Origin of the sequence: Burkholderia sp. DN3021 (assembly GCF_049805555.1) — a bacterium.
Taxonomy (GTDB): Bacteria; Pseudomonadota; Gammaproteobacteria; order Burkholderiales; family Burkholderiaceae; genus Burkholderia; species Burkholderia pyrrocinia_C.
In genome coordinates this window covers 1-26,094 of sequence record NZ_JBNCAB010000063.1, presented here as the reverse complement: position 1 = coordinate 26,094, position 26,094 = coordinate 1, and the positions used below count along the sequence as shown (strand labels likewise).

At 66.5% G+C, this 26,094-nt stretch carries 21 protein-coding genes and 1 pseudogene; 20 read left to right on the top strand and 2 right to left on the bottom strand.

Going from position 1 to position 26,094, the window contains the following annotated elements; genetic code table 11:
- Nucleotides 1-8 precede the first annotated feature (8 nt).
- The 13 genes from hisS (at nt 9) to ACPUER_RS25920 (ending at nt 14,482) form a co-directional block, all read left to right on the top strand.
- Nucleotides 9-1,349, top strand: a complete 1,341-nt coding sequence (gene hisS / locus ACPUER_RS25980) for a histidine--tRNA ligase (protein WP_425132499.1) — start codon at nt 9-11, stop codon at nt 1,347-1,349.
- Between the two features lie 55 nt (nt 1,350-1,404).
- Nucleotides 1,405-2,034, top strand: a complete 630-nt coding sequence (locus tag ACPUER_RS25975; RefSeq protein WP_152857461.1) for a tetratricopeptide repeat protein — start codon at nt 1,405-1,407, stop codon at nt 2,032-2,034.
- 41 nt (nt 2,035-2,075) lie between these two features.
- Nucleotides 2,076-3,221, top strand: coding sequence for an outer membrane protein assembly factor BamB (gene bamB, locus ACPUER_RS25970; RefSeq protein ID WP_175960903.1), 1,146 nt, complete (start codon nt 2,076-2,078; stop codon nt 3,219-3,221).
- Nucleotides 3,222-3,468: 247 nt separating this feature from the next.
- A complete protein-coding gene (der, locus tag ACPUER_RS25965; protein ID WP_051983718.1) occupies nt 3,469-4,806 on the top strand; it encodes a ribosome biogenesis GTPase Der in 1,338 nt (445 codons plus the stop codon).
- A 142-nt stretch (nt 4,807-4,948) separates the two neighbouring features.
- Nucleotides 4,949-5,188, top strand: a complete 240-nt coding sequence (gene hfq, locus ACPUER_RS25960; protein ID WP_006399927.1) for an RNA chaperone Hfq — start codon at nt 4,949-4,951, stop codon at nt 5,186-5,188.
- Nucleotides 5,189-5,260: 72 nt separating this feature from the next.
- Nucleotides 5,261-6,436, top strand: a complete 1,176-nt coding sequence (hflX, locus tag ACPUER_RS25955; protein WP_175961293.1) for a GTPase HflX — start codon at nt 5,261-5,263, stop codon at nt 6,434-6,436.
- A 47-nt stretch (nt 6,437-6,483) separates the two neighbouring features.
- Complete coding sequence (hflK, locus tag ACPUER_RS25950) at nt 6,484-7,824, top strand: FtsH protease activity modulator HflK (protein WP_425132498.1); 1,341 nt, start codon at nt 6,484-6,486, stop codon at nt 7,822-7,824.
- A gap of 14 nt (nt 7,825-7,838) precedes the next feature.
- Entirely contained in the window at nt 7,839-8,738 is a 900-nt protein-coding gene (gene hflC, locus ACPUER_RS25945) for a protease modulator HflC (RefSeq protein ID WP_425132497.1), read from the top strand.
- A 36-nt stretch (nt 8,739-8,774) separates the two neighbouring features.
- Nucleotides 8,775-8,966, top strand: coding sequence for a DUF2065 domain-containing protein (locus ACPUER_RS25940; RefSeq protein WP_006478685.1), 192 nt, complete (start codon nt 8,775-8,777; stop codon nt 8,964-8,966).
- Nucleotides 8,967-9,079: 113 nt separating this feature from the next.
- The gene (locus tag ACPUER_RS25935; RefSeq protein ID WP_175960900.1) at nt 9,080-10,228 is read left to right on the top strand and encodes an ATP phosphoribosyltransferase regulatory subunit; all 1,149 of its coding nucleotides are present in this window, start codon (nt 9,080-9,082) and stop codon (nt 10,226-10,228) included.
- Nucleotides 10,229-10,341: 113 nt separating this feature from the next.
- Nucleotides 10,342-11,688, top strand: a complete 1,347-nt coding sequence (locus tag ACPUER_RS25930; protein WP_072437237.1) for an adenylosuccinate synthase — start codon at nt 10,342-10,344, stop codon at nt 11,686-11,688.
- A 6-nt stretch (nt 11,689-11,694) separates the two neighbouring features.
- The gene (locus tag ACPUER_RS25925; protein WP_175960899.1) at nt 11,695-12,291 is read left to right on the top strand and encodes a phosphoribosyltransferase; all 597 of its coding nucleotides are present in this window, start codon (nt 11,695-11,697) and stop codon (nt 12,289-12,291) included.
- A 274-nt stretch (nt 12,292-12,565) separates the two neighbouring features.
- Nucleotides 12,566-14,482 (top strand): potassium transporter Kup, encoded by a 1,917-nt coding sequence (locus ACPUER_RS25920; RefSeq protein ID WP_034181293.1) that lies wholly within the window; start codon nt 12,566-12,568, stop codon nt 14,480-14,482.
- Between the two features lie 265 nt (nt 14,483-14,747).
- On the opposite strand, the gene ACPUER_RS25915 is transcribed toward ACPUER_RS25920, so the two are convergent.
- The gene (locus ACPUER_RS25915) at nt 14,748-17,072 is read right to left on the bottom strand and encodes a Tex family protein (protein ID WP_072437239.1); all 2,325 of its coding nucleotides are present in this window, start codon (nt 17,070-17,072) and stop codon (nt 14,748-14,750) included.
- Between the two features lie 160 nt (nt 17,073-17,232).
- Here ACPUER_RS25915 and ACPUER_RS25910 point away from each other — a divergent pair, with 160 nt between their 5' ends.
- The 3 genes from ACPUER_RS25910 to ACPUER_RS25900 all read left to right on the top strand — a co-directional run bounded on the left by ACPUER_RS25910 (nt 17,233) and on the right by ACPUER_RS25900 (nt 20,582).
- Entirely contained in the window at nt 17,233-17,985 is a 753-nt protein-coding gene (locus ACPUER_RS25910) for a hypothetical protein (RefSeq protein ID WP_175960896.1), read from the top strand.
- Nucleotides 17,986-18,061: 76 nt separating this feature from the next.
- The gene (locus tag ACPUER_RS25905) at nt 18,062-18,277 is read left to right on the top strand and encodes a YdcH family protein (RefSeq protein WP_034181296.1); all 216 of its coding nucleotides are present in this window, start codon (nt 18,062-18,064) and stop codon (nt 18,275-18,277) included.
- A gap of 55 nt (nt 18,278-18,332) precedes the next feature.
- Nucleotides 18,333-20,582 carry an ATP-dependent DNA helicase gene (locus tag ACPUER_RS25900; protein WP_425132496.1) on the top strand — a complete coding sequence of 750 codons (2,250 nt, stop codon included), beginning with the start codon at nt 18,333-18,335 and terminating at the stop codon, nt 20,580-20,582.
- A 121-nt stretch (nt 20,583-20,703) separates the two neighbouring features.
- Here ACPUER_RS25900 and ACPUER_RS25895 read toward each other — a convergent pair whose 3' ends face one another.
- Entirely contained in the window at nt 20,704-21,528 is an 825-nt protein-coding gene (locus tag ACPUER_RS25895; protein ID WP_021163132.1) for an outer membrane protein assembly factor BamD, read from the bottom strand.
- 41 nt (nt 21,529-21,569) lie between these two features.
- On the opposite strand from ACPUER_RS25895, the gene ACPUER_RS25890 reads away from it, so the two are divergent.
- The 4 genes and pseudogenes from ACPUER_RS25890 to ACPUER_RS25875 form a co-directional block, all read left to right on the top strand.
- The gene (locus ACPUER_RS25890; protein ID WP_425132495.1) at nt 21,570-22,778 is read left to right on the top strand and encodes an RluA family pseudouridine synthase; all 1,209 of its coding nucleotides are present in this window, start codon (nt 21,570-21,572) and stop codon (nt 22,776-22,778) included.
- A gap of 6 nt (nt 22,779-22,784) precedes the next feature.
- Nucleotides 22,785-23,624, top strand: coding sequence for a peptidoglycan editing factor PgeF (pgeF, locus tag ACPUER_RS25885; protein ID WP_425132494.1), 840 nt, complete (start codon nt 22,785-22,787; stop codon nt 23,622-23,624).
- 359 nt (nt 23,625-23,983) lie between these two features.
- Nucleotides 23,984-25,849: a class I poly(R)-hydroxyalkanoic acid synthase gene (gene phaC / locus ACPUER_RS25880; RefSeq protein ID WP_425132493.1), complete on the top strand. Its 1,866-nt coding sequence runs from the start codon at nt 23,984-23,986 to the stop codon at nt 25,847-25,849.
- A gap of 100 nt (nt 25,850-25,949) precedes the next feature.
- A pseudogene (locus tag ACPUER_RS25875) lies at nt 25,950-26,094 on the top strand (acetyl-CoA C-acetyltransferase); the annotation flags it as partial.

The window sequence follows — 26,094 nt, the reverse complement described above, 5'->3', positions numbered from 1 at the left end:
CACACACGATGACTGAACAGAAACGCAAGATCGAGAAACTCACCGGCGTCAAGGGCATGAACGACATCCTTCCGCAGGATGCCGGCCTGTGGGAATTCTTCGAAGCCACCGTGAAATCGCTGCTGCGCGCATACGGCTACCAGAACATCCGCACGCCGATCGTCGAACACACGCAGCTCTTCACGCGCGGCATCGGCGAAGTCACCGACATCGTCGAGAAGGAGATGTACAGCTTCACCGACGCGCTGAACGGCGAGAACCTGACGATGCGCCCGGAAAACACCGCGGCCGTCGTGCGCGCGTCGATCGAGCACAACATGCTGTACGACGGCCCGAAGCGCCTGTGGTACATCGGCCCGATGTTCCGTCACGAGCGTCCGCAGCGCGGCCGCTACCGCCAGTTCCACCAGGTCGGCGTCGAGGCGCTCGGCTTCGCGGGGCCCGATGCGGATGCCGAGATCATCATGATGTGCCAGCGCCTGTGGGACGACCTCGGCCTGACCGGCATCAAGCTCGAGATCAACTCGCTCGGCCTCGCCGAAGAGCGCGCCGCGCACCGCGTCGAACTGATCAAGTACCTCGAGCAGTTCGCCGACGTGCTCGACGAGGACGCGAAGCGCCGCCTGTATACGAACCCGCTGCGCGTGCTCGACACGAAGAATCCCGCGCTGCAGGAGATCGCGCAGAACGCGCCGAAGCTGATCGATTTTCTCGGCGACGAATCGCGCGCGCACTTCGAGGGGCTGCAGCGCCTGCTGCTCGCGAACAACATTCCGTTCAAGATCAACCCGCGTCTCGTGCGCGGCCTCGACTACTACAACCTGACCGTGTTCGAGTGGGTGACGGACAAGCTCGGCGCGCAGGGCACGGTCGCGGCCGGCGGCCGCTACGATCCGCTGATCGAGCAGCTCGGCGGCAAGCCGGCCGCCGCGTGCGGCTGGGCGATGGGCATCGAGCGCATCCTCGAACTGCTGAAGGAAGAGGATCTGGCGCCCGAGCAGGAAGGCGTCGACGTGTACGTCGTGCACCAGGGCGAGACCGCCCGCGAACAGGCGTTCATCGCGGCCGAGCGCCTGCGCGACACGGGCCTCGACGTGATCTTCCACTGCAGCGCCGACGGCGCGCCGGCGAGCTTCAAGTCGCAGATGAAGCGGGCCGATGCAAGCGGCGCGGCATTCGCGGTGATCTTCGGCGAAGAAGAGGTCGCGAACGGCACGGTGGGCGTGAAAGCGCTGCGCGGTGCAGGCGAAGACGGGGAAAAGAACGTTCAGCAGACCGTACCGGTCGAAAGCTTGACCGAATTCCTAATCAATGCGATGGTTGCATCCGCCGAAGACGGCGACGACTGATCGCGCTGGCAATCGCTCGACAAGAAAGGCCTGAACAGGAAGGAATCGCTCGCCGATGAGTTATCACGACGAACAAGAATCGATTGAAAGTGTCAAGGCGTGGTGGGCCCGCTGGGGCAACCTCACCACGTGGATCGTGCTGGCGGCGCTCGTCGTCGCGGCCGGTTTCAACGGCTGGAACTACTGGCAGCGCCGTCAGGCTGCCGAGGCGTCCGGGCTGTACGAGCAGGTCCAGAAGGCCGCCGCCGCGAACGACAAGGCGACGATGGCTCGCGCGGCCGCCGACATGGAAGACAAGTTCGGCAGCACGCCGTATGCGCAGATGACGGCGCTGGCGGCCGCGAAGGTGCTGTACGCGGCCGGCGACTCCGCAGGCGCGAAGACGCAGCTGCAATGGGCCGTCGATCACGCCAAGGACGACGAGTACAAGCAGATCGCGAAGCTGCGTCTCGCGTCGCTGCTGCTCGACGAGAAGGCGTACGACGCGGGCCTCGCGCTGCTGTCGGGTACGCCGCTCGATGCATTCAAGGGCCTCGTGGCCGATCGCCGCGGCGATCTGCTTGCCGCGCAAGGCAAGACCGACGATGCGCGCGCCGCTTACAAGCTGGCGCTCGACGGCCTGTCGAAGGACGACCAGTCCGCGCGCCAGCTCGTGCAGTTCAAGCTGGACGCGCTCGGCGGCTGAACTCCGGTCCCCTCAACCTCTTAACTCTGCTTCGCTAACCGATGAATTTGCTGAAACGTTACGCTGTGCCCGTTGCCTGCGCGGCGGCTGTCCTGGCATTGGCGGCCTGCTCGTCGTCGAAGGATGCGCGCCGCGTGCCGACGCCGCTCACCGAGTTCAAGCCCGTGATGGACGTGCAACAGGTCTGGAAGGCGAGCGTCGGCAAGGGCGGACGCTACCTGTTCTCGCCGGTGGCCGTGGGCGACGCCGTCTACGCGGCGGGCGAAAACGGTTCGGTCGAGAAGATCGACGCGAAGACGGGCCAGACGATCTGGCGCTCGAAGGTCGATTCGGACCTGTCGGCCGGCGTCGGCAGCGACGGCAACCTGACCGCGGTCGGTGCGCTGAAGGGCGGCGTGTTCGTGCTGGGCCCGGACGGCAAGCAACTGTGGAAGACCAGCGTGCAGGGCGAGATCTTCTCGCCGCCGCTCGTCGGCAATGGCCTCGTGGTCGTCCGCACGATCGACGGGCAGGTGATCGCCTTCAACGCGCAGACGGGCGAACAGAAGTGGAACTACCGCAACCGTGCGGTGCCGCTGAACCTGCGCGTGTCGGCCGGCATGACGTTCGCGGGCGACGCGGCGGTGCTGGCGGGCTTCCCCGGCGGCGGTCTCGTCGCGATCAACCTGCAGACGGGCGAGCCGTTCTGGCAGACGCCCGTGTCGTTCCCGAAGGGCGTGACCGAGGTCGAGCGCATCAACGACGTCAGCGGTCCGCCGACGCTCGTGGGTGCCGAAGCCTGCGCGGTGACGTTCCAGGGTCAGCTCGGCTGCTTCGATGCGAATTCGGGCCGCCCGCTGTGGGAAAAGCCGTTCTCGAGCCGCAGCGGCCTCGCACAGGACGATTCGGTGGTCGCCGGCGGCGACGACTGGTCGGTCGTGACGGCGTACGATGCGGCGTCGGGCAATCAGCTCTGGCGCAACGACAAGCTCAAGAGTCGCGACGTCGGTGTGCCGTACCTGCTCGGGCATGCGGTCGTGATGGGCGACTACCAGGGCGTCGTGCACTTCCTGTCGCGCGAAGACGGCAGCTTCATCGCGCGGATGAAGACCGATGGCAGCGCGATTACGGCCGCACCGGTCCTCGCGGGCAATACGCTCGTCGTGCAGACGAAGGACGGCGGCCTGTACGGGTTCCGTCCGCGCTGACGCGCAGGAAACATGCGCGGCCGCGGTGCGACGGGCTTGTCCCGCGCGCCTTGGCCGCGCGACATGAAGGCGGCCGGTGTTCCCGGCCGCTCGGTATTTGAAAGGCAGTTCGAGACGAAAGACGACGGCGCGCAACGCGCGCCTGGCGCGCGCATCGGGCGCGGCGCGAATTCGTGATATTTTCATTCAGCGCAGCCGCCCGCAGCAGCGGGCCTCCCGCTGCTGCGCTTCACCGTAGAAAACACAGATGAAACCGGTCATTGCCCTCGTTGGGCGCCCCAATGTGGGGAAATCCACGCTGTTCAACCGGCTCACGCGCTCGCGCGATGCGCTGGTTGCCGACCTGCCGGGCCTGACGCGCGATCGCCATTACGGCGAAGGGCGCGTCGGCGAACGGCCGTACCTGGTCGTCGATACGGGCGGCTTCGAGCCCGTCGCGAAGGACGGCATCCTGCACGAGATGGCGCGCCAGACGCGGCAGGCGGTTGAAGAGGCCGACGTCGTCGTGTTCATCGTCGACGGCCGCAACGGGCTCGCGCCGCAGGACAAGTCGATCGCCGACTACCTGCGCAAGACCGGCCGGCCGATCTTCCTCGTCGTCAACAAGGCCGAGGGGATGAAGTACACGGCGGTCGCGACCGACTTCTACGAGCTCGGGCTCGGCGACCCGCGCGCGATCTCGGCCGCGCACGGCGACGGCGTGACCGACATGATCAACGAGGCGCTGGAAGTCGCATACAGGGACCAGCCCGAAGAGGAAGACGAGAACGACCCGTCGCGCGGCATCAAGATCGCGATCGTCGGCCGGCCGAACGTCGGCAAGTCGACGCTCGTGAACGCGCTGATCGGCGAGGACCGCGTGATCGCGTTCGACATGCCGGGCACCACGCGCGATTCGATCTACGTCGACTTCGAGCGCAACGGCAAGAAATACACGCTGATCGACACGGCCGGCCTGCGGCGCCGCGGCAAGGTGTTCGAGGCGATCGAAAAGTTCTCGGTCGTGAAGACGCTGCAGTCGATTTCCGACGCAAATGTCGTCATTCTTCTGCTGGATGCGCAGCAGGACATTTCCGACCAGGACGCGCACATCGCCGGCTTCGTCGTCGAGCAGGGCCGCGCGCTCGTGATCGGCGTCAACAAGTGGGACGGGCTCGACGAGCACGCGCGCGATCGCGCGAAAGCGGATTTGACCCGCAAGCTGAAATTCCTCGACTTCGCGAAATCGCACTTCATTTCGGCCGCGAAGAAGACGGGCATCGGCACGCTGATGCGCTCGGTAGACGACGCATACGCGGCGGCGATGGCGAAGCTGCCGACGCCGAAGCTCACGCGCGCGCTGATCGAGGCCGTCGAGTTCCAGCAGCCGCGCCGTCGCGGTCCGGTGCGTCCGAAGCTGCGCTACGCGCACCAGGGCGGCCAGAATCCGCCGATCATCGTGATCCACGGCAACGCGCTCGACGCCGTGACGGAAACGTACAAGCGCTACCTGGAAAACCGGTTCCGCGAAACTTTCTCGCTGACCGGGACTCCATTGCGCATAGAGTTCCGTTCGTCGAACAATCCGTACGCGGACAAGGGCTGAAGCACGCCCCGCAAGGGATAGGCTGCAAGGCCTATGCCCCGGGCGGGGCAGGCAAAATCGGCTATAGTGTAGCGATTGGCGCCGGATCTCTTTTTCTTCCCCGCCAATCCAGATCAACCTGCAAAAAAAGATGGAGTACGCCATGAGCAACAAAGGGCAATTGTTACAAGACCCGTTTTTGAACGCACTGCGCAAAGAGCACGTTCCCGTTTCGATCTACCTCGTCAACGGCATCAAGCTCCAAGGGAACATTGAATCGTTCGACCAGTACGTCGTGTTGCTCCGTAATACGGTGACCCAGATGGTCTACAAGCACGCCATCTCGACGGTCGTGCCGGCGCGCCCGGTGAATTTCCACCCGGACGCGGAAGCTTCGTCCTAACCTATCGCAGCGGCCGGCATCCGGTCGCCGCGAGCGACCGATGCCAGCCGCCTTATCTTGACACCCGATAATTTGATCAACGCAGCGCTCGTCGGCATCGATTTCGGCAAGACCGATTTCGAAGCCAGTCTCGAAGAACTCAGTCTTCTCGCCTCCAGCGCGGGGGCCCGTCCCGCCGTCACCCTCACAGGTCGTCGCGCCAGTCCCGATGCCGCGATGTTCATCGGCAGCGGCAAAGCCGATGAACTGCGGCTTGCCTGCGACACGCACAACGTCGAAATCGTCATCTTCAACCACGCACTGGCGCCGGCCCAGCAACGCAATCTGGAGCGGGCACTTAACAGGCGGGTCGTCGATCGCACGAGCCTCATCCTCGATATCTTCGCGCAGCGCGCCCGCAGCCATGAAGGCAAGCTGCAGGTCGAGCTCGCGCAGCTTCAATACCTGTCGACGCGGCTCATTCGCGCATGGACCCACCTCGAACGGCAAAAGGGTGGTATCGGCCTGCGCGGCCCCGGCGAAACCCAGCTCGAAACCGACCGCCGGCTGATCGGCGAGCGCATCAAGATGCTGAAGTCGCGGCTCGACCGGCTGCGCCGGCAACACAGCACGCAACGCCGGCAGCGCGCGCGCAGCGGCACGATGTCGGTGTCGCTGGTCGGCTATACGAACGCGGGCAAGTCGACGCTGTTCAATGCGCTGACGAAGGCGCAGGCCTACGCGGCCGACCAGCTGTTCGCGACGCTCGATACGACGTCGCGGCGCGTGTACCTCGGCGACGAGGTCGGCCAGATCGTCGTGTCGGATACGGTCGGGTTCATCCGGGAGCTGCCTCACCAGCTCGTCGCGGCATTCCGCGCGACCCTCGAGGAAACGATCCACGCGGATCTGCTGCTGCACGTGGTCGATGCATCGAGTGCGGTCAGGCTCGAGCAGATCGAGCAGGTCAACGGCGTGCTGCACGAGATCGGCGCGGACACGATCCGGCAGGTGCTGGTGTTCAACAAGATCGACGCGGTGCCCGAACTGGCGGCCCGCGGCGACGCGGTCGAGCGGGACGAGTATGGTAATATTTCGCGCGTCTTTTTGAGCGCACGCACCGGTCAGGGGCTTGACGCGTTGCGTGCCGCCATCGCCGAGATTGCCTCCGCGGAACACCTTCCCAGCGCGATGTTACCCAACGGCGCACTCGACGGCGCGTCCGCTGAATCACACGAAGACCGCACGATTTCCGAACACGGGCGCTAACCGGTCCCGGCCGGTTCGCCGGCGTCTAATCTGGTGAACAAACTCTGGTGAACGAATACAACGAGCGGAGTACCTGGCGGCGGATGCGCGCCTTGCTGTCGATCAACGATCCCCGCTGGGGACGCGGCGAAGGCAATGGCAAAGACGGATCCCGTCCCCGTGCGAACGAATCGAAGCGTCCGCAAGGCGGCGACGGTGAAGGTCCGCCCGATCTCGACGAGATGTGGCGCAACTTCAACCGCCGCTTGAGCGGCCTTTTCGGCGGCAAGGGCGGCAACGGCTTCCGTCCCGACAACGGACGGGCCGCGCGGGTCGGCGTCGGCATCGTGATCGGCGTGCTGGTCGCGGTCTACGCGGGCAGCGGGCTGTTCGTCGTGCAGGACGGCCAGACGGGCGTCGTACTGCAGCTCGGCAAGCTGTCGGGCACGGTCGGCCAGGGCGTGCACTGGCGCGCGCCGTATCCGTTCGCGTCGCACGAGATCGTCGATACGTCGCAGGTCCGCTCGATCGAGATCGGCCGCAACAACGTCGTGCATCTCGCGAACGTGAAGGAAGCGGCGATGCTGACGCGCGATGCCGACATCGTCGACGTGCGCTTCATCGTCCAGTACCGGATTCGTTCGGCAACCGACTACCTGTTCCGCAGCGTCGATCCCGAGCGCAGCGTGTCGCAGGCCGCGCAGGCCGCGGTGCGTGCGATCGTCGGTACGCGCAGCGCGGCCGACGTGCTGAACCAGGACCGCGACGCGCTGCGCGAGCAGCTTTCCGCCGCGATCCAGCGCGACCTCGACCGCTACCAGTCGGGGCTCGAGGTGACGGCCGTCACGATGCAGAGCGTCGCCGCGCCCGAGCAGACGCAGGCCGCCTATGGTGAAGTCGCGAAGGCGCGCGACGAGCGCGAGGCCGCGAAGCGCGCCGCGCAGGCGTACGCAAACGACCTGCTGCCGAAGGCGCAGGGCGATGCCGCGAAGCTCGTCGACGAAGCGAAGGCGTATTCCGATCGCGTGGTCACGGAAGCCGAAGGCGATGCCGATCGCTTCAAGCAGGTCTACGCGCAGTACTCGAAGGCGCCGGCGGTGATCCGCGAGCGGATGTACCTCGAGACGATGCAGGAAATCTATTCGAACGCGACGAAGGTGTTCGTCGGCAACAAGGGCGGCAACAGCGTCGTGTATCTGCCGCTCGACAAGCTCGTCGAGCAGGGGCGGCAAAACGCCGCGACGTCCACCGGCGCAACCGCACCCGATGCGGCGTCTGCGCCGGCGGCTGTCGCGCCGTCGGCAGCCGTACCCGCGAGCGCGGCATCGGCCGCCGTGGCGTCGGGCGGCGACGTGCTGCGATCGCGCGAAGGTTTCCGCAGCCGGTCGCGTGAAGACGATCTGAAGTAACGGGAGCGCAGAACATGAACCGAATCATTGCGCTCGTCGTCGCAATCGTGATCGTTGCCTTCGCGGCCTCCTCGACGGTCCTGACCGTCGATCCGCGCCATACGGCCGTGCTGTCGGGCCGCGACGGCGCACAGCCCGAACTCGCCGGCCCCGGTATCCATTTCAAGCTGCCGCCGCCACTGCAGACGGCCACGCTGATCGACACGCGCCTGCAATCGCTCGAGTCGTCCGATCCGCTGCAACTGGCAACGGAAGACAAGCACGACCTGCTCGTCGCGTATGCAGTGAAGTACCGGATCAGCGATCCGCTGAAATATTTCACGGTGACGGGCGGCGATCCGGCGGCGGCTACCGAACGCCTGGCCGGTGTGCTGAAGAGCGCGCTCGGCGACGCGTTCGGCAAGCGTGCGCTCGACGACGCCCTCGGCGGCCAGCGCGCGATCGCCGACGCAGCCCGCGACGCGGCGAAGGCGAAAGCGTCCGGTTTCGGCGTCGACGTGGTCGACGTCCAGTTGACGCGCGTCGACTTGCCGGCTGCGCAGACGGATGCCGTCTATCAGCGGATGATCGGCGCGCTGCGCGATCAGGCGGCACAGGTGCGTGCGGAGGGCGCGTCCGACGTCGAGCAGATCAAGGCCGACGCTGAACGCGAACAGCAGGCCGTGCTCGCGAACGCGTACAAATCCGCACAGACGATCAAGGGCGAGGGCGACGCGAAGGCCGCGACGATTGCCGCCGATGCGTTCGGCCGCGATCCGCAGTTCTATCAGTTCTACGCGAGCCTGCAGGCCTACCGGAAGACGTTCAAGCGCAACGACATCATCGTCGTCGATCCCGACAGCGAGTTCTTCCGCTTCATGCGCAGCCCGACGGGCGGTGCCGCACCGTCGGCGCCTGCTCCCCGCAAACACTGACCTTGGGGCGCCGCGTCGAGCGGCGCCGTCGCTCGCATGGACCTGGCTGGCTCGTTGTTGCTCGCAGTAGCGCTGATGCTGATCATCGAGGGGGCGTTTCCCTTCGTGTTTCCCGTCGCCTGGCGCGACACGTTTCGTAGAATAGCTGAGCGGCCGCCGCATCATATCCGGATCGGCGGGCTGATCGTGATGGTGCTCGGGCTCGTGCTGCTGCTACTCGCCACCTGACCGGAGACCTGATCCGGACGGCGCATCCGCCGTTCGTTCCGCCCGATTCCGGATTTTCGATTCATATTGCGGCGCGCGTGTCGCGCGCTGTTTCCCGTCGTAGGACCGTACCGATGTCGACCTGGTTACTTCCCGAGAATATCGCCGACGTACTGCCGTCGGAAGCGCGCAAGATCGAGGAGCTGCGCCGCAGGCTGCTCGACCGTTTCCGTTCGTACGGCTACGAAATGGTGATGCCGCCGCTGCTCGAGTATCTCGAGTCGCTGCTGACGAGCGGCGGCGCCGATCTGCGCCTGCGCACCTTCAAGCTGGTCGACCAGCTGTCGGGCCGCACGCTCGGCCTGCGCGCGGACATCACGCCGCAGGTCGCGCGGATCGACGCGCACCTGTTGAACCGTCAGGGCGTGACGCGCCTCTGCTATGCGGGCCACGTGATGCATACGCGTCCGCGCGGCCTGCATGCGACGCGCGAGCAGATCCAGATCGGCGCCGAAATCTACGGGCATGCCGGGCTGGAAGCCGATCTCGAGATCCAGCAACTGATGCTCGACGCACTGCATCTCGCGGGCCTGTCGCGCATCCGTCTCGACCTCGGCCACGCGGGCGTGCTCGCGGCGCTGCTGGCGCGCGATGCGCAGGCCGCCGAGCGCGGCGAGTCCCTGTACGACGCGCTGTCGGGCAAGGACGTGCCGCTGCTGAACGAGCTCACCGACGATCTCGGTGCCGATACGCGGGCAGCGCTGCGCGCGCTGCCGAACCTTTACGGCGACGCGAACGTACTCGCCGAGGCGCGCGCACGGCTGCCGGTGCTGCCCGAAATCACGCGGGCGCTCGACGATCTGGCGCAGCTCGCCGCGCAGGCGAAGGGCGCCGAAGTGGCGATCGACCTCGCCGACCTGCGCGGCTACGCATACCACAGCGGCGCGATGTTCAGCGCGTACATCGACGGCGTGCCGAACGCGATCGCGCGCGGCGGCCGCTACGACCACGTGGGCCAGGCATATGGCCGTGCCCGTCCGGCCACGGGCTTCTCGCTCGACCTGCGCGAGCTCGCGCGGATTTCGCCGGTCGAGGCGCGCGGCACCGCGATTCTCGCGCCGTGGGCGCAGGACGACGCGCTGGGCGCGGCCGTCGCGGCGCTGCGCGATGCGGGCGAGGTCGTGATCCAGGCACTGCCGGGCCACGACCACGTGCTCGACGAGTTCGCCTGCGACCGTTCGCTCGTCGAGCGCAACGGCGCATGGGTGGTCGAACCCCGATAAACAGGCGTTCGCGGGCCGTGCTTCGGCGTGCATATCGTTGAAGCGAAACGGAAAAATTCGGAAACGCCCGCGAACATAGGTAGAATACGTTTTTAACCAGCTAACGAATCAACATGTCTGCCAGCGCAGTGAACGTGACTCCCGGGCGCAATGTCGTCGTTGTGGGAACTCAATGGGGTGATGAAGGCAAGGGCAAGATCGTCGACTGGCTGACGGACCACGCTCAGGGCGTCGTGCGTTTCCAGGGCGGCCACAACGCCGGCCACACCCTCATCATCGGCGGCAAGAAAACGATCTTGCGCCTCATTCCGTCGGGCATCATGCGTGAAGGCGTCGCCTGCTACATCGGCAACGGCGTCGTCCTGTCCCCCGAAGCACTGTTCAAGGAAATCGGCGAGCTCGAAGAAGCCGGCGTGAACGTGCGCGACCGTCTGTTCATTTCCGAAGCCACGACGCTGATCCTGCCGTACCACATCGCGATCGACCAGGCGCGCGAGGCGCGCAAGGGCGCGGGCAAGATCGGCACGACGGGCCGCGGCATCGGCCCCGCGTACGAAGACAAGGTCGGCCGTCGCGCGCTGCGCGTGCAGGACCTGTTCGACGCGAAGACTTTCGCCGACCGCCTGCGCGAAAACCTCGATTTCCACAACTTCGTGCTGACCCAGTACCTGGGTGGCGCGGCCGTCGACTTCCAGGCCACGCTCGACACGATGCTCGGCTATGCCGACCGCCTGAAGCCGATGGTGGCCGACGTGTCGCGCCGCCTGTACGACGCGAACAACGCGGGCCAGAACCTGCTGTTCGAAGGCGCGCAAGGCACGCTGCTCGACATCGATCACGGCACCTATCCGTTCGTCACGTCGAGCAACTGCGTCGCGGGTGCGGCGTCGGCCGGCGCGGGCGTCGGTCCGCAGAAGCTCAACTACATCCTCGGCATCACGAAGGCGTATTGCACGCGCGTCGGTTCGGGCCCGTTCCCGAGCGAACTGTACGATGCGGACAACCCGCAGCGCCAGGACCAGGTCGGCGTCACGCTCGCGAACGTCGGCAAGGAATTCGGTTCCGTCACCGGCCGTCCGCGCCGCACGGGCTGGCTCGATGCGGCCGCGCTGCGCCGCTCGATCCAGATCAACGGCGTGTCGGGCCTGTGCATGACGAAGCTCGATGTGCTCGACGGCCTCGACGAAGTCAAGCTGTGCGTCGGCTACAAGATCGACGGCAAGGATGTGGACATCCTGCCGCGCGGCGCGGCCGATGTGGCCCGTTGCGAGCCCGTGTACGAAACCTTCTCCGGCTGGAAGGAAAGCACGGTCGGCATCAAGACGTGGGAAGCACTGCCGGCGAACGCGCAGGCCTACCTGACCCGCGTCCAGGAAGTGGCTGGCGTGCCGGTCGACATGGTGTCGACGGGCCCGGACCGCGACGAAACGATCCTGCTCCGCCATCCGTTCAAGGTGTAACCTCAGATGACGCAGCAAATCACGATGACGGCGGCAGACTTGATGACCGATCCGCGCAACGACGACAAGAACCTGTGGGTAGGCTGGGACGAATATCATCGTTTGATCGAGTTGCTCGCGCTCGAGGTGCACGCATCGGGCTGGAAGTTCGACCAGATCCTGTGTCTCGCGCGCGGCGGCCTGCGCGTCGGCGATCAGCTGTCGCGCATCTACGACGTGCCGCTCGCGATCCTTGCGACGAGTTCGTACCGGGAAGCAGCCGGCACCGAGCAGGGCGACCTCGACATCGCGCAGTACATCACGATGACGCGCGGCAACCTCGCGGGCAACGTGCTGCTGGTCGACGATCTCGTCGATTCGGGCGTCACGCTCGCGCGCGTGCAGGAGCACCTGAAGGAGCGCTATCCGGCCGTGACGGCCGTGCGTTCGGCCGTGCTCTGGTACAAGGGTTGCTCGAAGGTCAAGCCCGACTATCACACGCAATATCTGCCGACGAATCCGTGGATTCATCAGCCGTTCGAGGAGTGGGACACGGTTCGCCCGCACAACCTCGCGGCATGGATCAAGCGCGGTCGCGCGCAGCGCGACGGTTCGGGCGCGTAAGCGGCCGGCCGATCGAAGGAAAGCCTTGTACGGCGCCGCTTGCGGCGCCGTTTTTCGTTGCGGCACCGTTTGCGCGCCGCGGCGTTCTCTGCGTATCCGGTAGGCAGACGGCGTCGCCCCGGCTATGATGGCAGCCCTGCCACAGCTCGCGCCGGATTGCATGCGCAGCGTGGATCACGTGGCTTCACGGCAACAGAGCAGGGCGGCGTTTCACGGGGGCGCGAGTAGAATAGCGCTCGTTTTGTCCGACCCGGACCCGATTATTACGCTTCATATGAACGACACGATCCACGCGACCGACGCAGCACACGCGCCGCACTCGACGCAACAACACTCGATGCGGGCGCTAGCGATAGCAGCCATCGGCGTCGTGTTCGGCGACATCGGCACCAGCCCGCTGTATTCGCTCAAGGAGGCGTTCAGCCCCGCGCATGGCATTCCGCTGACCGAAAGCTCGATTCTCGGCGTGATCTCGCTGCTGTTCTGGGCGATCATCCTGGTGGTCGGCGTCAAGTACCTGCTGTTCGTGATGCGGGCAGACAACAACGGCGAAGGCGGCGTGCTCGCGCTGATGGCGCTGTCGCTGCGGCCGCTCGACTCGAAAACCCGCGTCGCGGGGGCGCTGATGGCGCTCGGGATATTCGGCGCATGCATGTTCTACGGGGACGCGGTGATCACGCCGGCGATCTCGGTGATGTCGGCCGTCGAAGGTCTCGAAATCGCGACGCCGCACCTGTCGCACCTCGTGCTGCCGATCACGATCGTGATCCTGATCGCGCTGTTCTGGATCCAGCGCCACGGCACCGCGTTGGTCGGCAAGCTGTTCGGCCCGATCATGGTGCTGTGGTTCGTCGTGATCGCGGCGCTCGGCGTGTACCACATCGTGCGCGTGCCCGGCATCATCGCGGCAATCAATCCGTACTACGCAGCGTCGTTCATGGCCGATCACCTGCTGCAGGCCTACGTCGTGCTCGGCTCGGTCGTGCTGGTGCTGACCGGCGCGGAAGCGCTCTACGCGGACATGGGTCACTTCGGCGCGAAGCCGATTCGCCTCGCTGCATACGGGCTCGTGATGCCGTCGCTCGTGCTGAACTACTTCGGCCAGGGCGCGCTGCTGATCCAGAACCCGAAGGCGATCGAGAACCCGTTCTTCCTGCTGGCGCCCGAATGGGGGCTGCTGCCGCTCGTCGTGCTGTCGACGGTTGCGACCGTGATCGCGTCGCAGGCCGTGATCTCGGGTGCGTATTCGCTGACGTCGCAGGCGATCCAGCTCGGCTACGTGCCGCGCATGAAGGTGCTGCATACGTCGGAACTCGCGATCGGCCAGATCTACGTGCCGGTCGTGAACTGGCTGCTGCTGTTCGTGATCCTCTGCATCGTGGTCGGCTTCAAGAGCTCCGACAACCTCGCGGCTGCGTACGGCATTGCGGTGACGGCGACGATGGTGATCACGACCGTGCTCGCATGCGTCGTGATGGTGAAGGTGTGGAACTGGAACCGGTTGCTGGTCGGCGCGATCATCGCGGTGTTCCTCGCGATCGACCTCGGCTTTTTCGGCGCAAACCTGCTGAAGGTCGCGCAGGGCGGCTGGCTGCCGCTCGGCATCGGCGCGCTGCTGTTCTTCCTGCTGATGACCTGGTACAAGGGGCGCCACATCGTCAAGGAGCGCACGGCAGCCGACGGCATTCCGCTCGAGCCGTTCCTGCAAGGGCTGCTCGCGCATCCGCCGCATCGCGTGTCGGGCACCGCGATCTACCTGACCGGCAACGACAAGCTCGTGCCCGTCAGCCTGCTGCACAACCTGAAGCACAACAAGGTGCTGCACGAGCGAACCATTTTCCTGACGTTCGTCACGCGCGACTTTCCTTACGTGCGCGACGACAAGCGCCTGAGCTCGCGCGATGCGGGCGGCGGGCTGTACATCGTCAAGGCCGAGTACGGTTTCAACGAGACGCCGGACGTGAAGGCCGTGCTCGAGGAATTCGGCCGCGCGCACGACATGACGTTCGAGCTGATGGACACGTCGTTCTTCCTCGCGCGCGAAACGGTCGTGCCGACGCATCTGCCCGGGATGTCGATCTGGCGCGAGCGCGTGTTCGCGTGGATGCATCAGAATGCCGCGAAGCCGACCGACTTCTTCTCGATTCCGGCGAACCGCGTCGTCGAGCTCGGCACGAAGATCGAGATCTGACCAGGTGCGGCGCGCGGGCCTGACGGCCGCACGCCGCGTCTGTCGACCGCCCGGACTGGCCGCGATCGTTCGCATCGCCGGCCGTCACCGTGAGAGCCAACGCAGCCGCATCGCGCTGCGTGTTCCGCACTGGCCAAACCATCCAATCAGATAGCCGACTGCGTGCGCGCAGACGCCAGTGAGCGTCGAGCCGTGTGCGTTCGCGGCAGCAATAGAAAAGCCCGCCTTGCGGCGGGCTTTTCTCGCGTCGACGGCTTTCGCGTGCTCAGCGCTTCAGCTTCGCGAATGCCGCGGCCATCGCGCCGGCCGGTTCCGGCTCGCGCGAACGCGGCGGGCGGGCGGCGCCACGTCCCGCGTTGCCGCGATCCTGGCTGCCGCGCGACGACATGCCGGGGGCTGCCGCATCGTCGTCGAGGCGCATCGTCAGCGCAATGCGCTGGCGCTTCACGTCGACGTCGAGCACCTTCACCTTGACGACCTGGCCGGCCTTGACGACTTCGTGCGGGTCCTTGATGAATTTCGTCGACATCGCGGACACGTGGACGAGGCCGTCCTGATGGACGCCGATATCCACGAACGCGCCGAACGCGGCGACGTTCGTCACGACCCCTTCGAGCGTCATGCCCGGCACGAGATCCGACACCTTCTCGACGCCTTCGCGGAACGTCGCGGTCTTGAATTCCGGGCGCGGATCGCGGCCCGGCTTCTCCAGTTCGGACAGGATGTCGCGCACGGTCGGCAGGCCGAAACGTTCGTCGACAAATTCCGCAGGAGACAGGCCCGACAGCGCTTCGCGGTTGCCGAGCACGTCGTCGATGCGCTTGCTGATCTTCGCGAGCATCCGCTCGACGACCGGATAGGCTTCCGGGTGCACCGACGAGCGGTCGAGCGGATTTTCGCCGCCGTTGATGCGCAGGAAGCCGGCGGCCTGTTCGAACGTCTTGTCGCCGAGGCGCGGCACCTTGCGCAGGTGCTCGCGCGACGGGAACGGGCCGTTCGCATCGCGGTAGTCGACGATGTTGCGCGCGAGCGTCGCGTTCAGGCCCGACACGCGTGCGAGCAGCGGGGCCGATGCCGTGTTCGCGTCGACGCCGACCGCGTTCACGCAATCCTCGACGACCGCGTCGAGCGAGCGGGCGAGTTCACGCTGGTTCACGTCGTGCTGGTACTGGCCGACGCCGATCGCCTTCGGCTCGATCTTCACGAGTTCGGCGAGCGGATCCTGCAGGCGGCGCGCGATCGACACGGCGCCGCGCAGCGACACGTCGAGCTCCGGGAATTCCTTCGCCGCGAGCTCGGACGCCGAGTAGACCGACGCGCCGGCTTCCGACACGACGATCTTCTGCAGGCGCAGCTCGGGGTGTTTCGCGATCAGTTCGCTCGCGAGCTTGTCGGTTTCGCGCGACGCGGTGCCGTTGCCGATGCTGATCAGTTCGGCCTGCGTCTGCGCGGCGATGCGCGCGAGTTTCGCGATCGAGCCGTCCCAGTCGCGGCGCGGCTCGTGCGGGTAGATCGTGTCGGTCGCGAGTACCTTGCCGGTGCGGTCGACGACTGCGACCTTCACGCCGGTGCGCAGGCCGGGGTCGAGACCGATCACGGCCTTCGGGCCGGCCGGCGCCGCGAGCAGCAGGTCGTTCAGGTTGCGCGCGAACACACGGATCGCTTCGGTTTCGGCGGTTTCACGCAGTTGCGTGAGCAGCTCGTTCTCGATATGCGGCTGCACCTTCACGCGCCAGCACCAGCGGCATACGTCGGACAGCCATTTGTCGGCCGGGCGGTTCTGGTTCGCGATGCCGAAATGGCGCGCGATCATCGCCTCGCCGGGATGCGGCACCTGCGCGTCGAGCTCTTCGCCGAGGCCGAGCTTGACCGTCAGCACGCCCGCGTTGCGGCCGCGGAACAGCGCGAGTGCGCGGTGCGACGGCACGGTCTTGATCGTTTCCGCGTAGTCGTAATAGTCGCGGAATTTCTCGCCTTCCTCGTTTTCCTTGCCCTCGACGACAGCCGACGACACGACGCCCTGGTTGTGCAGGTAGTCGCGCAGCTTGCCGAGCAGCTCGGCCGTCTCGCCGAACTGTTCGGACAGGATGTCGCGCGCGCCGTCGAGCGCGGCCTTCACGTCGGCGACGCCCTTGTCGGCGTCGACATACGCGGCCGCCTCGGCCTGCGGGTCGAGCAGCGGGTTCGCGAGCAGCGCCTGCGCGAGCGGCTCGAGGCCGGCTTCGCGGGCGATTTGCGCGCGCGTGCGGCGCTTCGGCTTGTACGGCAGATAAAGGTCTTCGAGCACCTGCTTGCTGTCGGCCGCGTCGATCGCGGCGCGCAGTTCGTCGGTCAGCTTGCCCTGTTCGTCGATGCTCGACAGGATCGCCGCGCGGCGATCCTCGAGTTCGCGCAGATACAGGAGGCGTTCCTCGAGCTGGCGCAGCTGCGTGTCGTCCAGGTTGCCGGTCACTTCCTTGCGGTACCGGGCAATGAACGGAACGGTCGAGCCTTCGTCGAGGAGTTGCACGGCCGCCGCGACCTGGCGCGGCTGGACGGACAGTTCGGTGGCGATGCGCTGTACGATCTTGAGTGCTACGGTTTCCGTCATGTCGTGGATGATGTGCCTGCTGAAATCGCGGCGCGGGCCGGCAGGCCCGGCACGGCGGGCTGCATGGCGGGCCCGACGGGCCAGATGCCGCGGGTGGGTGAAGCGGGGCATTTTGCCATAAATGACGGAGCGTCCAGCCGGGGGTGATAGAATTTGACACATGTCCCGCAGCTTTCCTACGACGTTGCCAACTTCCCGCATTTCTCTCGTCGCGCTCGGCGCAGCGCTCGCCGCGGCTTTGTCTGCCGGGCCTTCCGGTGCGTTCGCGCAGGCTTCTGGCACAACCGCGCCGGCCGCCGCAGCAACCGCGCCCGTTACGTCCACGGCCGCACCGGATTTCGACGCCCGTCAAAAAGTGCTCAATCAACGCTCCGCGGAAAACGATTATCGTTATGCGGTGGCCGAGCACGATTGCTACAGCAAGTTCTTCGTCAATCACTGTCTCGGCAAGGCGCGCGACCAGATGCGCGACGAGCGCGCGAGCATCCGCCAGGAACAGCTCGCGCTCGACGACGAGCAGCGCGCGGTGCGCGCGCAGCAGCGCGACCAGCAACAGGCGCTAAAGCAGGCGCAGAACGCGGCGGAAGCGCCGCAGCGCGCGGCGAACGACGCGGCGAACGCGGCTGCGTTCCGCGACAAGCAGGAGCAGAATGCGCTGAAGCAGGCACAGCGCGGCGCGGAAGGGCCGCAGCGCGCGGCGAGCAAGCAGGCATACGACCAGAAGCAGGCCGACTTCCAGCGCAAGCTCGACCAGGCGCACCAGCAGGCGGCGCAGAAGGCGCAGGAGCGGGCGGACAACGCCGTGCGCTACGAGCAGAAGCAGAAGGAAGCCGCGCAGCACAAGGCCGATGTCGAGCGGCGTCAGCAGGAAGCGGCCGAGAAGGCCAAGCAGCAGCAACAGCAGGGGCAGTAACGTGTTGGATTGATCGGGATCAGTCTCGTGCGCGTTGGCACGCCAGCCGGCGCGCTGCTTCGATGAGGAGGCAAACATGCAAAACCGTCTCACGGAACAGCAGCAGGAATTGCACAACCGTTTGGCTGCATTGCAGGAGCAGCACCAGCAGCTCGCTCGGGAGATCGAGCTGAAGGAAGGGCACTCCGACATCGACGACATCACGCTGCACCGGCTGAAGAAGGAAAAGCTGGCAGCCAAGGACAAAATCATTTTGCTGCAATCGCAGCTGGAACCGGATAAGCGCGCCTGAGCGCGGCCTGGCAAGCGCCGGCGCCGCTCGGGCGCTGGACACAGGAACGCTTGCCTTGAATTCACCGCTTGAAGCCACCCCCGATGCCCGGCGAGACACATCGTCCGCCGGGCGCGTTCGTGCGCCCGAAGGCACCTTCGAGCTGAGCCGCAAACGCGTCGACGAACTCGACACGATCTTCGGCGTTGGCGGGTTGCTGGCGCGCGCGCTCGACGGCTATCGGCCGCGTACGTCGCAGATCGAGATGGCGCGTGCGGTTGCGTCCGCGATGGAAGCGTCCGCGCGCCGGATGCCCGAACCCGAGATCTTCGAAACCCGCAAGCGGCCGGCGCGCCGCCTTGGCGACGGCGACAAGACGGCCGGGCCGGCGGCGGACGATGCCGCGGCCGCCGAGTCCGATAACGACGCAGGCGACAACACGCTGATCGTCGAGGCCGGCACGGGTACCGGCAAGACCTATGCGTATCTCGTGCCCGCGATGCTGTGGGGCGGCAAGGTAATCGTGTCGACCGGCACGAAGCACCTGCAGGACCAGTTGTTCCAGCGCGACATCCCGACCGTGCGCAACGCGCTCGCGGTGCCGGTGACGGTCGCGATGCTCAAGGGCCGCGCAAACTACCTGTGCCACTACTACCTGCAACGCACGGCCGACAACGGCCGCCTGCCGTCGCGGCAGGACACGGCTTACCTGCAGGAAATCGTCCGCTTCGCGAAGCTCACGAAGAGTGGCGACAAGGCCGAACTCGCCAGCGTGCCGGAAACGGCACCCGTGTGGTCGATGGTCACGTCGACGCGCGACAACTGCCTCGGCCAGGAATGCCCGCACTACAAGGAATGCTTCGTGATGCAGGCGCGGCGCGAGGCACAGCAGGCTGACGTCGTCGTCGTCAACCACCACCTGTTCTTCGCGGACATCATGCTGCGCGACACGGGGATGGCCGAACTGCTGCCGAACGCGAACACGATCATCTTCGACGAAGCGCACCAGTTGCCGGAGACGGCGACGCTGTTTTTCGGCGAAACGCTGTCGACGACGCAGATCCTCGAGCTCGCGCGCGACACGGTGGCCGAAGGCCTGAGCCATGCGCGCGACGCGGTCGAGTGGGTGAAGCTCGGCGGCGATCTCGAACGCGCGGCGCGCGACTTGCGCCTCGCATTCGCGAACGACCAGATCGTCCGCATGTCGCTCGCCCAGCTTGGCGACGATCACCCGATGTTCGGTGCGCTCGACGCGCTCGAAGCGGCGCTCGACGCGCTCGCGTCGGCACTCGCGAGCCAGGCCGAGCGGGCGGAATCGCTCGGCGCATGCCTGCGGCGCGCTCGCGAATTGCAGGACCTGCTGGCCGGCTGGGTCGCGCCCGGCGCGGCGGAAGCGGCCGCGAAGGCCGATGAGGCAGCGGCCGGCGACAAGGCGGCGTCCGACGGCGATCCAAACGAGAAGGTTCGCTGGGTCGAGGTGTTCGCGCATACCGTCCAGTTGCACGAGACGCCGCTGTCGGTTGCGCCGATCTTTGCGAAGCAGCGCGCGGGCGTGCCGCGTGCATGGGTGTTCACGTCGGCCACGTTGTCGGTGCGCGGCGATTTCACGCACTACGCGGCGCAGATGGGCCTCAGCTCGCGTCGTTCGATGACGCTCGCGAGCCCGTTCGACTACCAGTCGCAGGGGCTGCTGTACGTGCCGCGCAACCTGCCGCAGCCGTCTTCGCCCGCATTTACCGATGCCGTCTTCGATGCCGCGCTGCCGGCGATCGAGGCGTCCGGCGGCGGCGTGTTCATGCTGTGTACGACGTTGCGCGCGGTCGACCGGATCGCGTCGAAGCTGCGCGACGTGATCGAGTCGCGCGGCTGGAATACGCCGCTGCTCGTGCAGGGCGATGCGAGCCGCACCGAGCTGCTCGATCGCTTCCGCGCGTACGGCAACGCGATCCTGGTCGGCAGCCAGAGTTTCTGGGAAGGCGTCGACGTGCGCGGCGACGCGCTGTCGCTCGTCGTGATCGACAAGCTGCCGTTCGCGCCGCCCGACGATCCGGTGCTGGCCGCGCGGCTCGACGCGCTGACGAAGAAGGGCTTGAGCCCGTTCGCCGTGCACCAGTTGCCGCAGGCCGTGATTACGCTGAAGCAGGGCGCGGGCCGGCTGATTCGTGCGGAGACGGATCGCGGCGTGCTGATGATCTGCGACACGCGGCTCGTCGACAAGCCTTACGGGCGCCGGATCTGGCAGAGCCTGCCGCCGTTCAAGCGGACTCGCGAGATCGCGGTCGTCCAGGACTTCTTCGACGAGCACCGCTCGGAAAAACGCACGTGACGGCACGCGCGGCGACCGCCGCGCGACCGCACCTGTGCCGCCGGAATGCGGCGCCAACAAAAAACCCGGCTCGATGGCCGGGTTTTTTGTTCGTGCAACTGGTGTTGCGTCGCGCAGCGCTTTAGAACTGCCACCACGACTTCTTCGCACCGGGGCGCGAATGGCCGGTCACGTACGGGCTGTCGGGGAACGTGCCCGCGAGCACGCGCTTCGTGTCCTCGGCGAGTTGCGGCTGGTTCAGCTTGCCGTACGACAGGATCATGATGTGCAGCGCGTCCTCGATCGCCGGTGCGCCCTTGTAGTCCTTGATCGCGAGCTGCGCGCGGTTGATTGCCGCGACATACGCGCCACGGCGGTAGTAGTAGTCGGCCGCGTGCACTTCGTGCGACGCGAGCGCGTTGACGATGTAGCGCATCCGTGCGGCTGCGTCGGGCGCGTACTTGCTCTTCGGGAAGCGGTCGACGACGACCTTGAACGCATCGTACGATTCGCGCAGCGCCTGCGGATCGCGTTCGCTCATGTCCTGGCCGGAGAAGCGGCCGAACAGGCCCAGATCGTCGTTGAAGTGGATCATCCCCTTCAGGTAGTACGCGTACGGGATATCCGGATGATCGGGGTGGAGCTGGATGAAGCGGTCGACGGCCTGGTCGGCGGCTGCCGCTTCGTTATCCTTCCAGTTGCAGTATGCAACGTTGATCTGTGCTTGCTGCGCGAAATGGCCGAACGGATCGCGACCTTGCAGCGATTCGAAATATTTCGCGCACTTGCCCCAGTCGCCGCCGGACAGTGCGTCCTGGGCCTCTGAGTATAATTTGTTGTTCGACCAGGTAGCCGTCTCGTCCTGCTTCTGCGGCAAGCCGTGGCAGCCGGCGATGAGGGCCGCGGCCGCTACCGCCGCAGCCCGGGCGGCGACGGTTCTGGCCGTACGTTTGGTCGAATTCATCATGCTCGCATGTCCTAGCTTCAAGTCTCGGTGACCCAGTCTAAATGACCCGTTCAAGTTCGCAGAATGCCCAGCCGGGCACACCAAATCGCGAAGATTATAGCCCAAGCGGTCGGCCCGCCGACGCTGCCTCGGGGGATTCCCTCGATGACGATCTGACCGGCGACGTATTGCAACCGCCCGTAGTGCCGTCAGCGGCGGGCGACGACGCGCCGCGCGTCGTCGAAGTGCCGCTGCCGCTCGCGGGCGAACGCCTCGACAAGGCGCTCGCCCAACTGTTCCCCGAATTCTCCCGCAGCCGCCTGCAGAGCTGGATCGAGGCGCAGCGCGTGCTGGTCGACGGCGCGCCCGCGAAGATCCGCCAGCCGGTGCCGCTCGGCGCGAAGATCGAGCTCGTGCCCGACCTGCTTCCCGAGCAGCTCGCGTTCACGCCGGAACCCGTGCCGCTCGACGTCATCTACGAGGACGACGCGCTCGTCGTCATCAACAAGCCGGCCGGCCTCGTCGTGCACCCGGCGGCCGGCAACTGGAGCGGCACGATCCTGAACGGCCTGCTGCATCGTTACGGCGAAGCGGCGGCCGGCCTGCCGCGCGCGGGGATCGTCCACCGGCTCGACAAGGAGACCTCCGGCCTGATGGTGGTGGCACGCACGCTGGCCGCGCAGACGGACCTCGTGCGCCAACTGCAGGCCCGCACGGTGAAGCGCCGCTATTTCGCGCTCGTGTGGGGCACGATGCCCGAGGAAGGTACGATCGACGCGCCGATCGGCCGCGATCCGCGCGAGCGCACGCGCATGGCCGTCGTCACGGGCGCGTCGGGCAAGCCCGCGCGCACGCATTTCCGCACGGTTGACACATGCGTGTGGCAACGTCAGCCGGTTTCGGCGATCCAGTGCGACCTCGAAACCGGCCGCACGCATCAGATCCGCGTGCACTGCGCGCATGCCGGGCACCCGCTGCTCGGCGACCCCGTCTACGGACGCGCGCGCGGCAAGCGCTCGGTCGCGCCGCTGCCGGACGGGTTCGCGCGACAGGCGCTGCATGCATGGCGGCTCGGCCTCGTGCATCCGGTCACGGGCAAGGCGATGCAGTGGCGCTGCCCGTTGCCGGACGATATGAACGCACTCGTCGCGGCGCTCGGCTTCGGGCAGGGCGACGAGGAATTCGACGACGACGACGGTGTCTACGACGATGACGATTTCGGCGGCGAGTATCACGACGATGAGCCGTACCTGGACGATGAGGAGGAGTGAGTGCCGATGACGAACCTGGCGCCGTTGACGTGGCAGGACTGCGTGCAGCCCGACTGGCAGGTGTCGCCGCGCGTGCGCGCGCTGATCACGACGCGCGACGGCGGCGTGAGCGAAGGCCCGTACGGGCGCTGGCAGGACGGCGCCGCGATGGCGGGCGGGATGAATCTCGGCCTGCATACCGGTGACGATCCGGCCCATGTCGCCGGGAATCGCGCGCGCTTGCTCGCGCTGGCAGGCCAGTCGAGCGCGGCATGGCTCGAGCAGGTTCACGGCGCGCAGATCGTGCGCGCCGACGAGGTGATCGCGGCGGCGCCCGCGGCTGCGGCGCCGGTGCAGGCCGACGCGAGCGTCACGGACCGGACGGGCGCCGTCTGCGTCGTGATGGTGGCCGACTGCCTGCCCGTGCTGCTGTGCGACGCGCAGGGCCGCGCGGTCGGCGCCGCGCATGCGGGCTGGCGCGGGCTCGCGGCCGGCATCGTCGAGCAGACCGCGGCGCGCGTCGCGGCACTCGCAGGCGGCGCGACGGACACGCTTCATGCGTACCTCGGGCCGGCGATCGGCCCGCAGGCGTTCGAGGTCGGCGCCGACGTGCGCGACGCGTTTCTCGACACGGCCCCGCAGTCGGAGCATGATGAAACCCGTCATGCGTTCGTCGCGATCGACGGCGCGCCCGGCAAGTTTCTCGCCGATCTCCATGCGCTCGCGCGCCTGCGCCTCGCGCGTGCGGGCGTGGCGCACGTGAGCGGCGGGACCGCCTGTACGGTCACCGAACGCGCGCGCTTCTATTCGTACCGTCGCGACCGCGTGACGGGCCGCATGGCGGCGGCGATCTGGCTGGCAGATTGACGCATGCGCATGCGCGCATGGTTTTGTTGCGTCGCGAAATCGGTTATCTCGCTATTTTGACGGCAATGCGGCGTAGCATGCGCAGTCGAATGAAAAATCCCGAAGTCAAGACGACCAAAATGGTTTATGTTTCGCCGAAACCCTTGTCCCGTCTGTTGCACACGGATTATCTCCGCGCGGAAATGTTCAGCGGTTTGACATGGCGCTTCACATGGGGAAAACGATAATGATAAAAATACCGCACTGCGGCAGAATCTGGAGATGCCTCTCCAGAGCATGACGGCCCGGCTCGCAGCCGGCACGCCGCGCGCGAGCAGGATTTCACGATAGACGCTCACGAATCACCGGTAAGGCAGGTAATGACAGCATCGAAAAATTCGTCGACGTCCGCTCAGGCGGGCACTTCCGCAGGCAGCGCCGGTTTCGATCCGGCCGCCCAGCCGATGCAGCAGATGTTCGAGTCGTGGTTGAGCGCGTGGCGCGGTTTTGCAGATCCGGCGCGCGCCGCGACTGCGTCGGCCACCGTCAATCCGTTCGCGACATTCCAGTTCCCGACTTCGTTTCCGTTCCAGGTGCCGTCGATGCCCGATCTGGGCAGCATGGCGTCGCCGTTCGCGGGGCTGAAGCTGCCGGTTGCGGCGATTCCGCCCGAACGGCTGCAGACGCTGCAGGCCGACTACGCGCGCGATTGCATGACGCTGATGCAGCAGGCGGCCGCCGCGAAGCTCGAATCGCCCGAACTGAAGGACCGCCGCTTCAGCGGCGATGCGTGGAAGGCGTCGCCGGCGCATGCGTTCGCGGCTGCCTGGTATCTGCTCAACGCGCGCTATCTGCAGGAACTGGCCGACGCGCTGCAGACCGATGCGAAGACGCGCGAGCGCATCCGGTTCACGGTCCAGCAATGGACGGCCGCCGCCGCGCCGAGCAACTTCCTCGCACTCAATCCCGACGCGCAGAAATCGATTCTCGAGACGCAGGGCGAAAGCCTGCGGCAGGGGATGATGAACCTGCTCGGCGACCTGCAGCGCGGCAAGATTTCGCAGACCGACGAATCGCAGTTCGTGGTCGGCAAGAACCTCGGGTGTACTGAAGGCTCCGTCGTCTACGAGAACGACCTGATCCAGTTGATCCAGTACGCGCCGAAGACGGACAAGGTGTTCGAGCGGCCGCTGCTGATCGTCCCGCCGTGCATCAACAAGTTCTACATCCTCGACCTGCAGCCCGAGAATTCGCTCGTCGCGCACGCGCTGTCGAGCGGCCATCAGGTGTTCCTCGTGTCGTGGCGCAATGCGGATGCATCGGTCGCGCACAAGACGTGGGACGACTACATGAACGAAGGGCTGCTCGCGGCGATCGATGCCGTGCAGCAGGTCAGCGGCCGCGAACAGATCAACACGCTCGGCTTCTGCGTCGGCGGCACGATGCTCGCGACCGCGCTGGCGGTGCTCGCCGCGCGCGGCGAACACCCGGCCGCGTCGATGACACTGCTCACCGCGATGCTCGACTTCACCGACACGGGCATTCTCGACGTGTTCGTCGACGAGGCGCACGTGCAGATGCGCGAGCAGACCATCGGCGGCAAGAACGGCACGCAACCGGGGCTGATGCGCGGCGTGGAGTTCGCGAACACGTTCTCGTTCCTGCGGCCGAACGATCTCGTGTGGAACTACGTCGTCGACAACTACCTGAAGGGCCGCACGCCCGCGCCGTTCGATCTGCTGTACTGGAACAGCGATTCGACGAGCCTGCCGGGCCCGATGTACGCGTGGTACCTGCGCAATACCTATCTCGAGAACAAGCTGCGCGAGCCGGGCGCGCTGACCGTGTGCGGCGAATCCGTCGACCTGTCGCTGATCGACGTGCCGACCTTCATCTATGGCTCGCGCGAGGATCACATCGTGCCGTGGCAGACGGCCTACGCGTCGACGTCGATCCTGTCGGGCCCGCTGAAGTTCGTGCTCGGCGCGTCGGGTCACATCGCGGGCGTGATCAATCCGCCGGCGAAGAAGAAACGCAGCTACTGGGTCAACGACAGCGACCTGCCCGAAGCCGCGGACGACTGGTTCGCCGGTGCGGCCGAGCAGCCGGGAAGCTGGTGGACGACCTGGGCCGAGTGGCTCGACCAGTACGGCGGCCGCAAGGTGGCGCCGCCCGCCAAGCCGGGTTCCGCCCAGTTCCCGGTGATCGAGCCGGCGCCGGGGCGCTACGTATTGCAGCGCGATTGACGAAAACCGGACAGCGGCGCACGCTGTCCGATGCACCGCAGTTTTTTTTAACAGGGCCGGTAACGATGCGCCGTGTCGTGCGGGCCTGGAGGAAAGGGAAATGACGGACGTAGTGATCGTATCGGCCGCGCGGACCGCGGTCGGCAAATTCGGCGGCTCGCTTGCGAAGATTGCGGCGCCCGAGCTGGGCGCGACGGTGATCCGCGCGGTGCTGGAGCGTGCGGGCGTGAAGCCCGAGCAGGTCA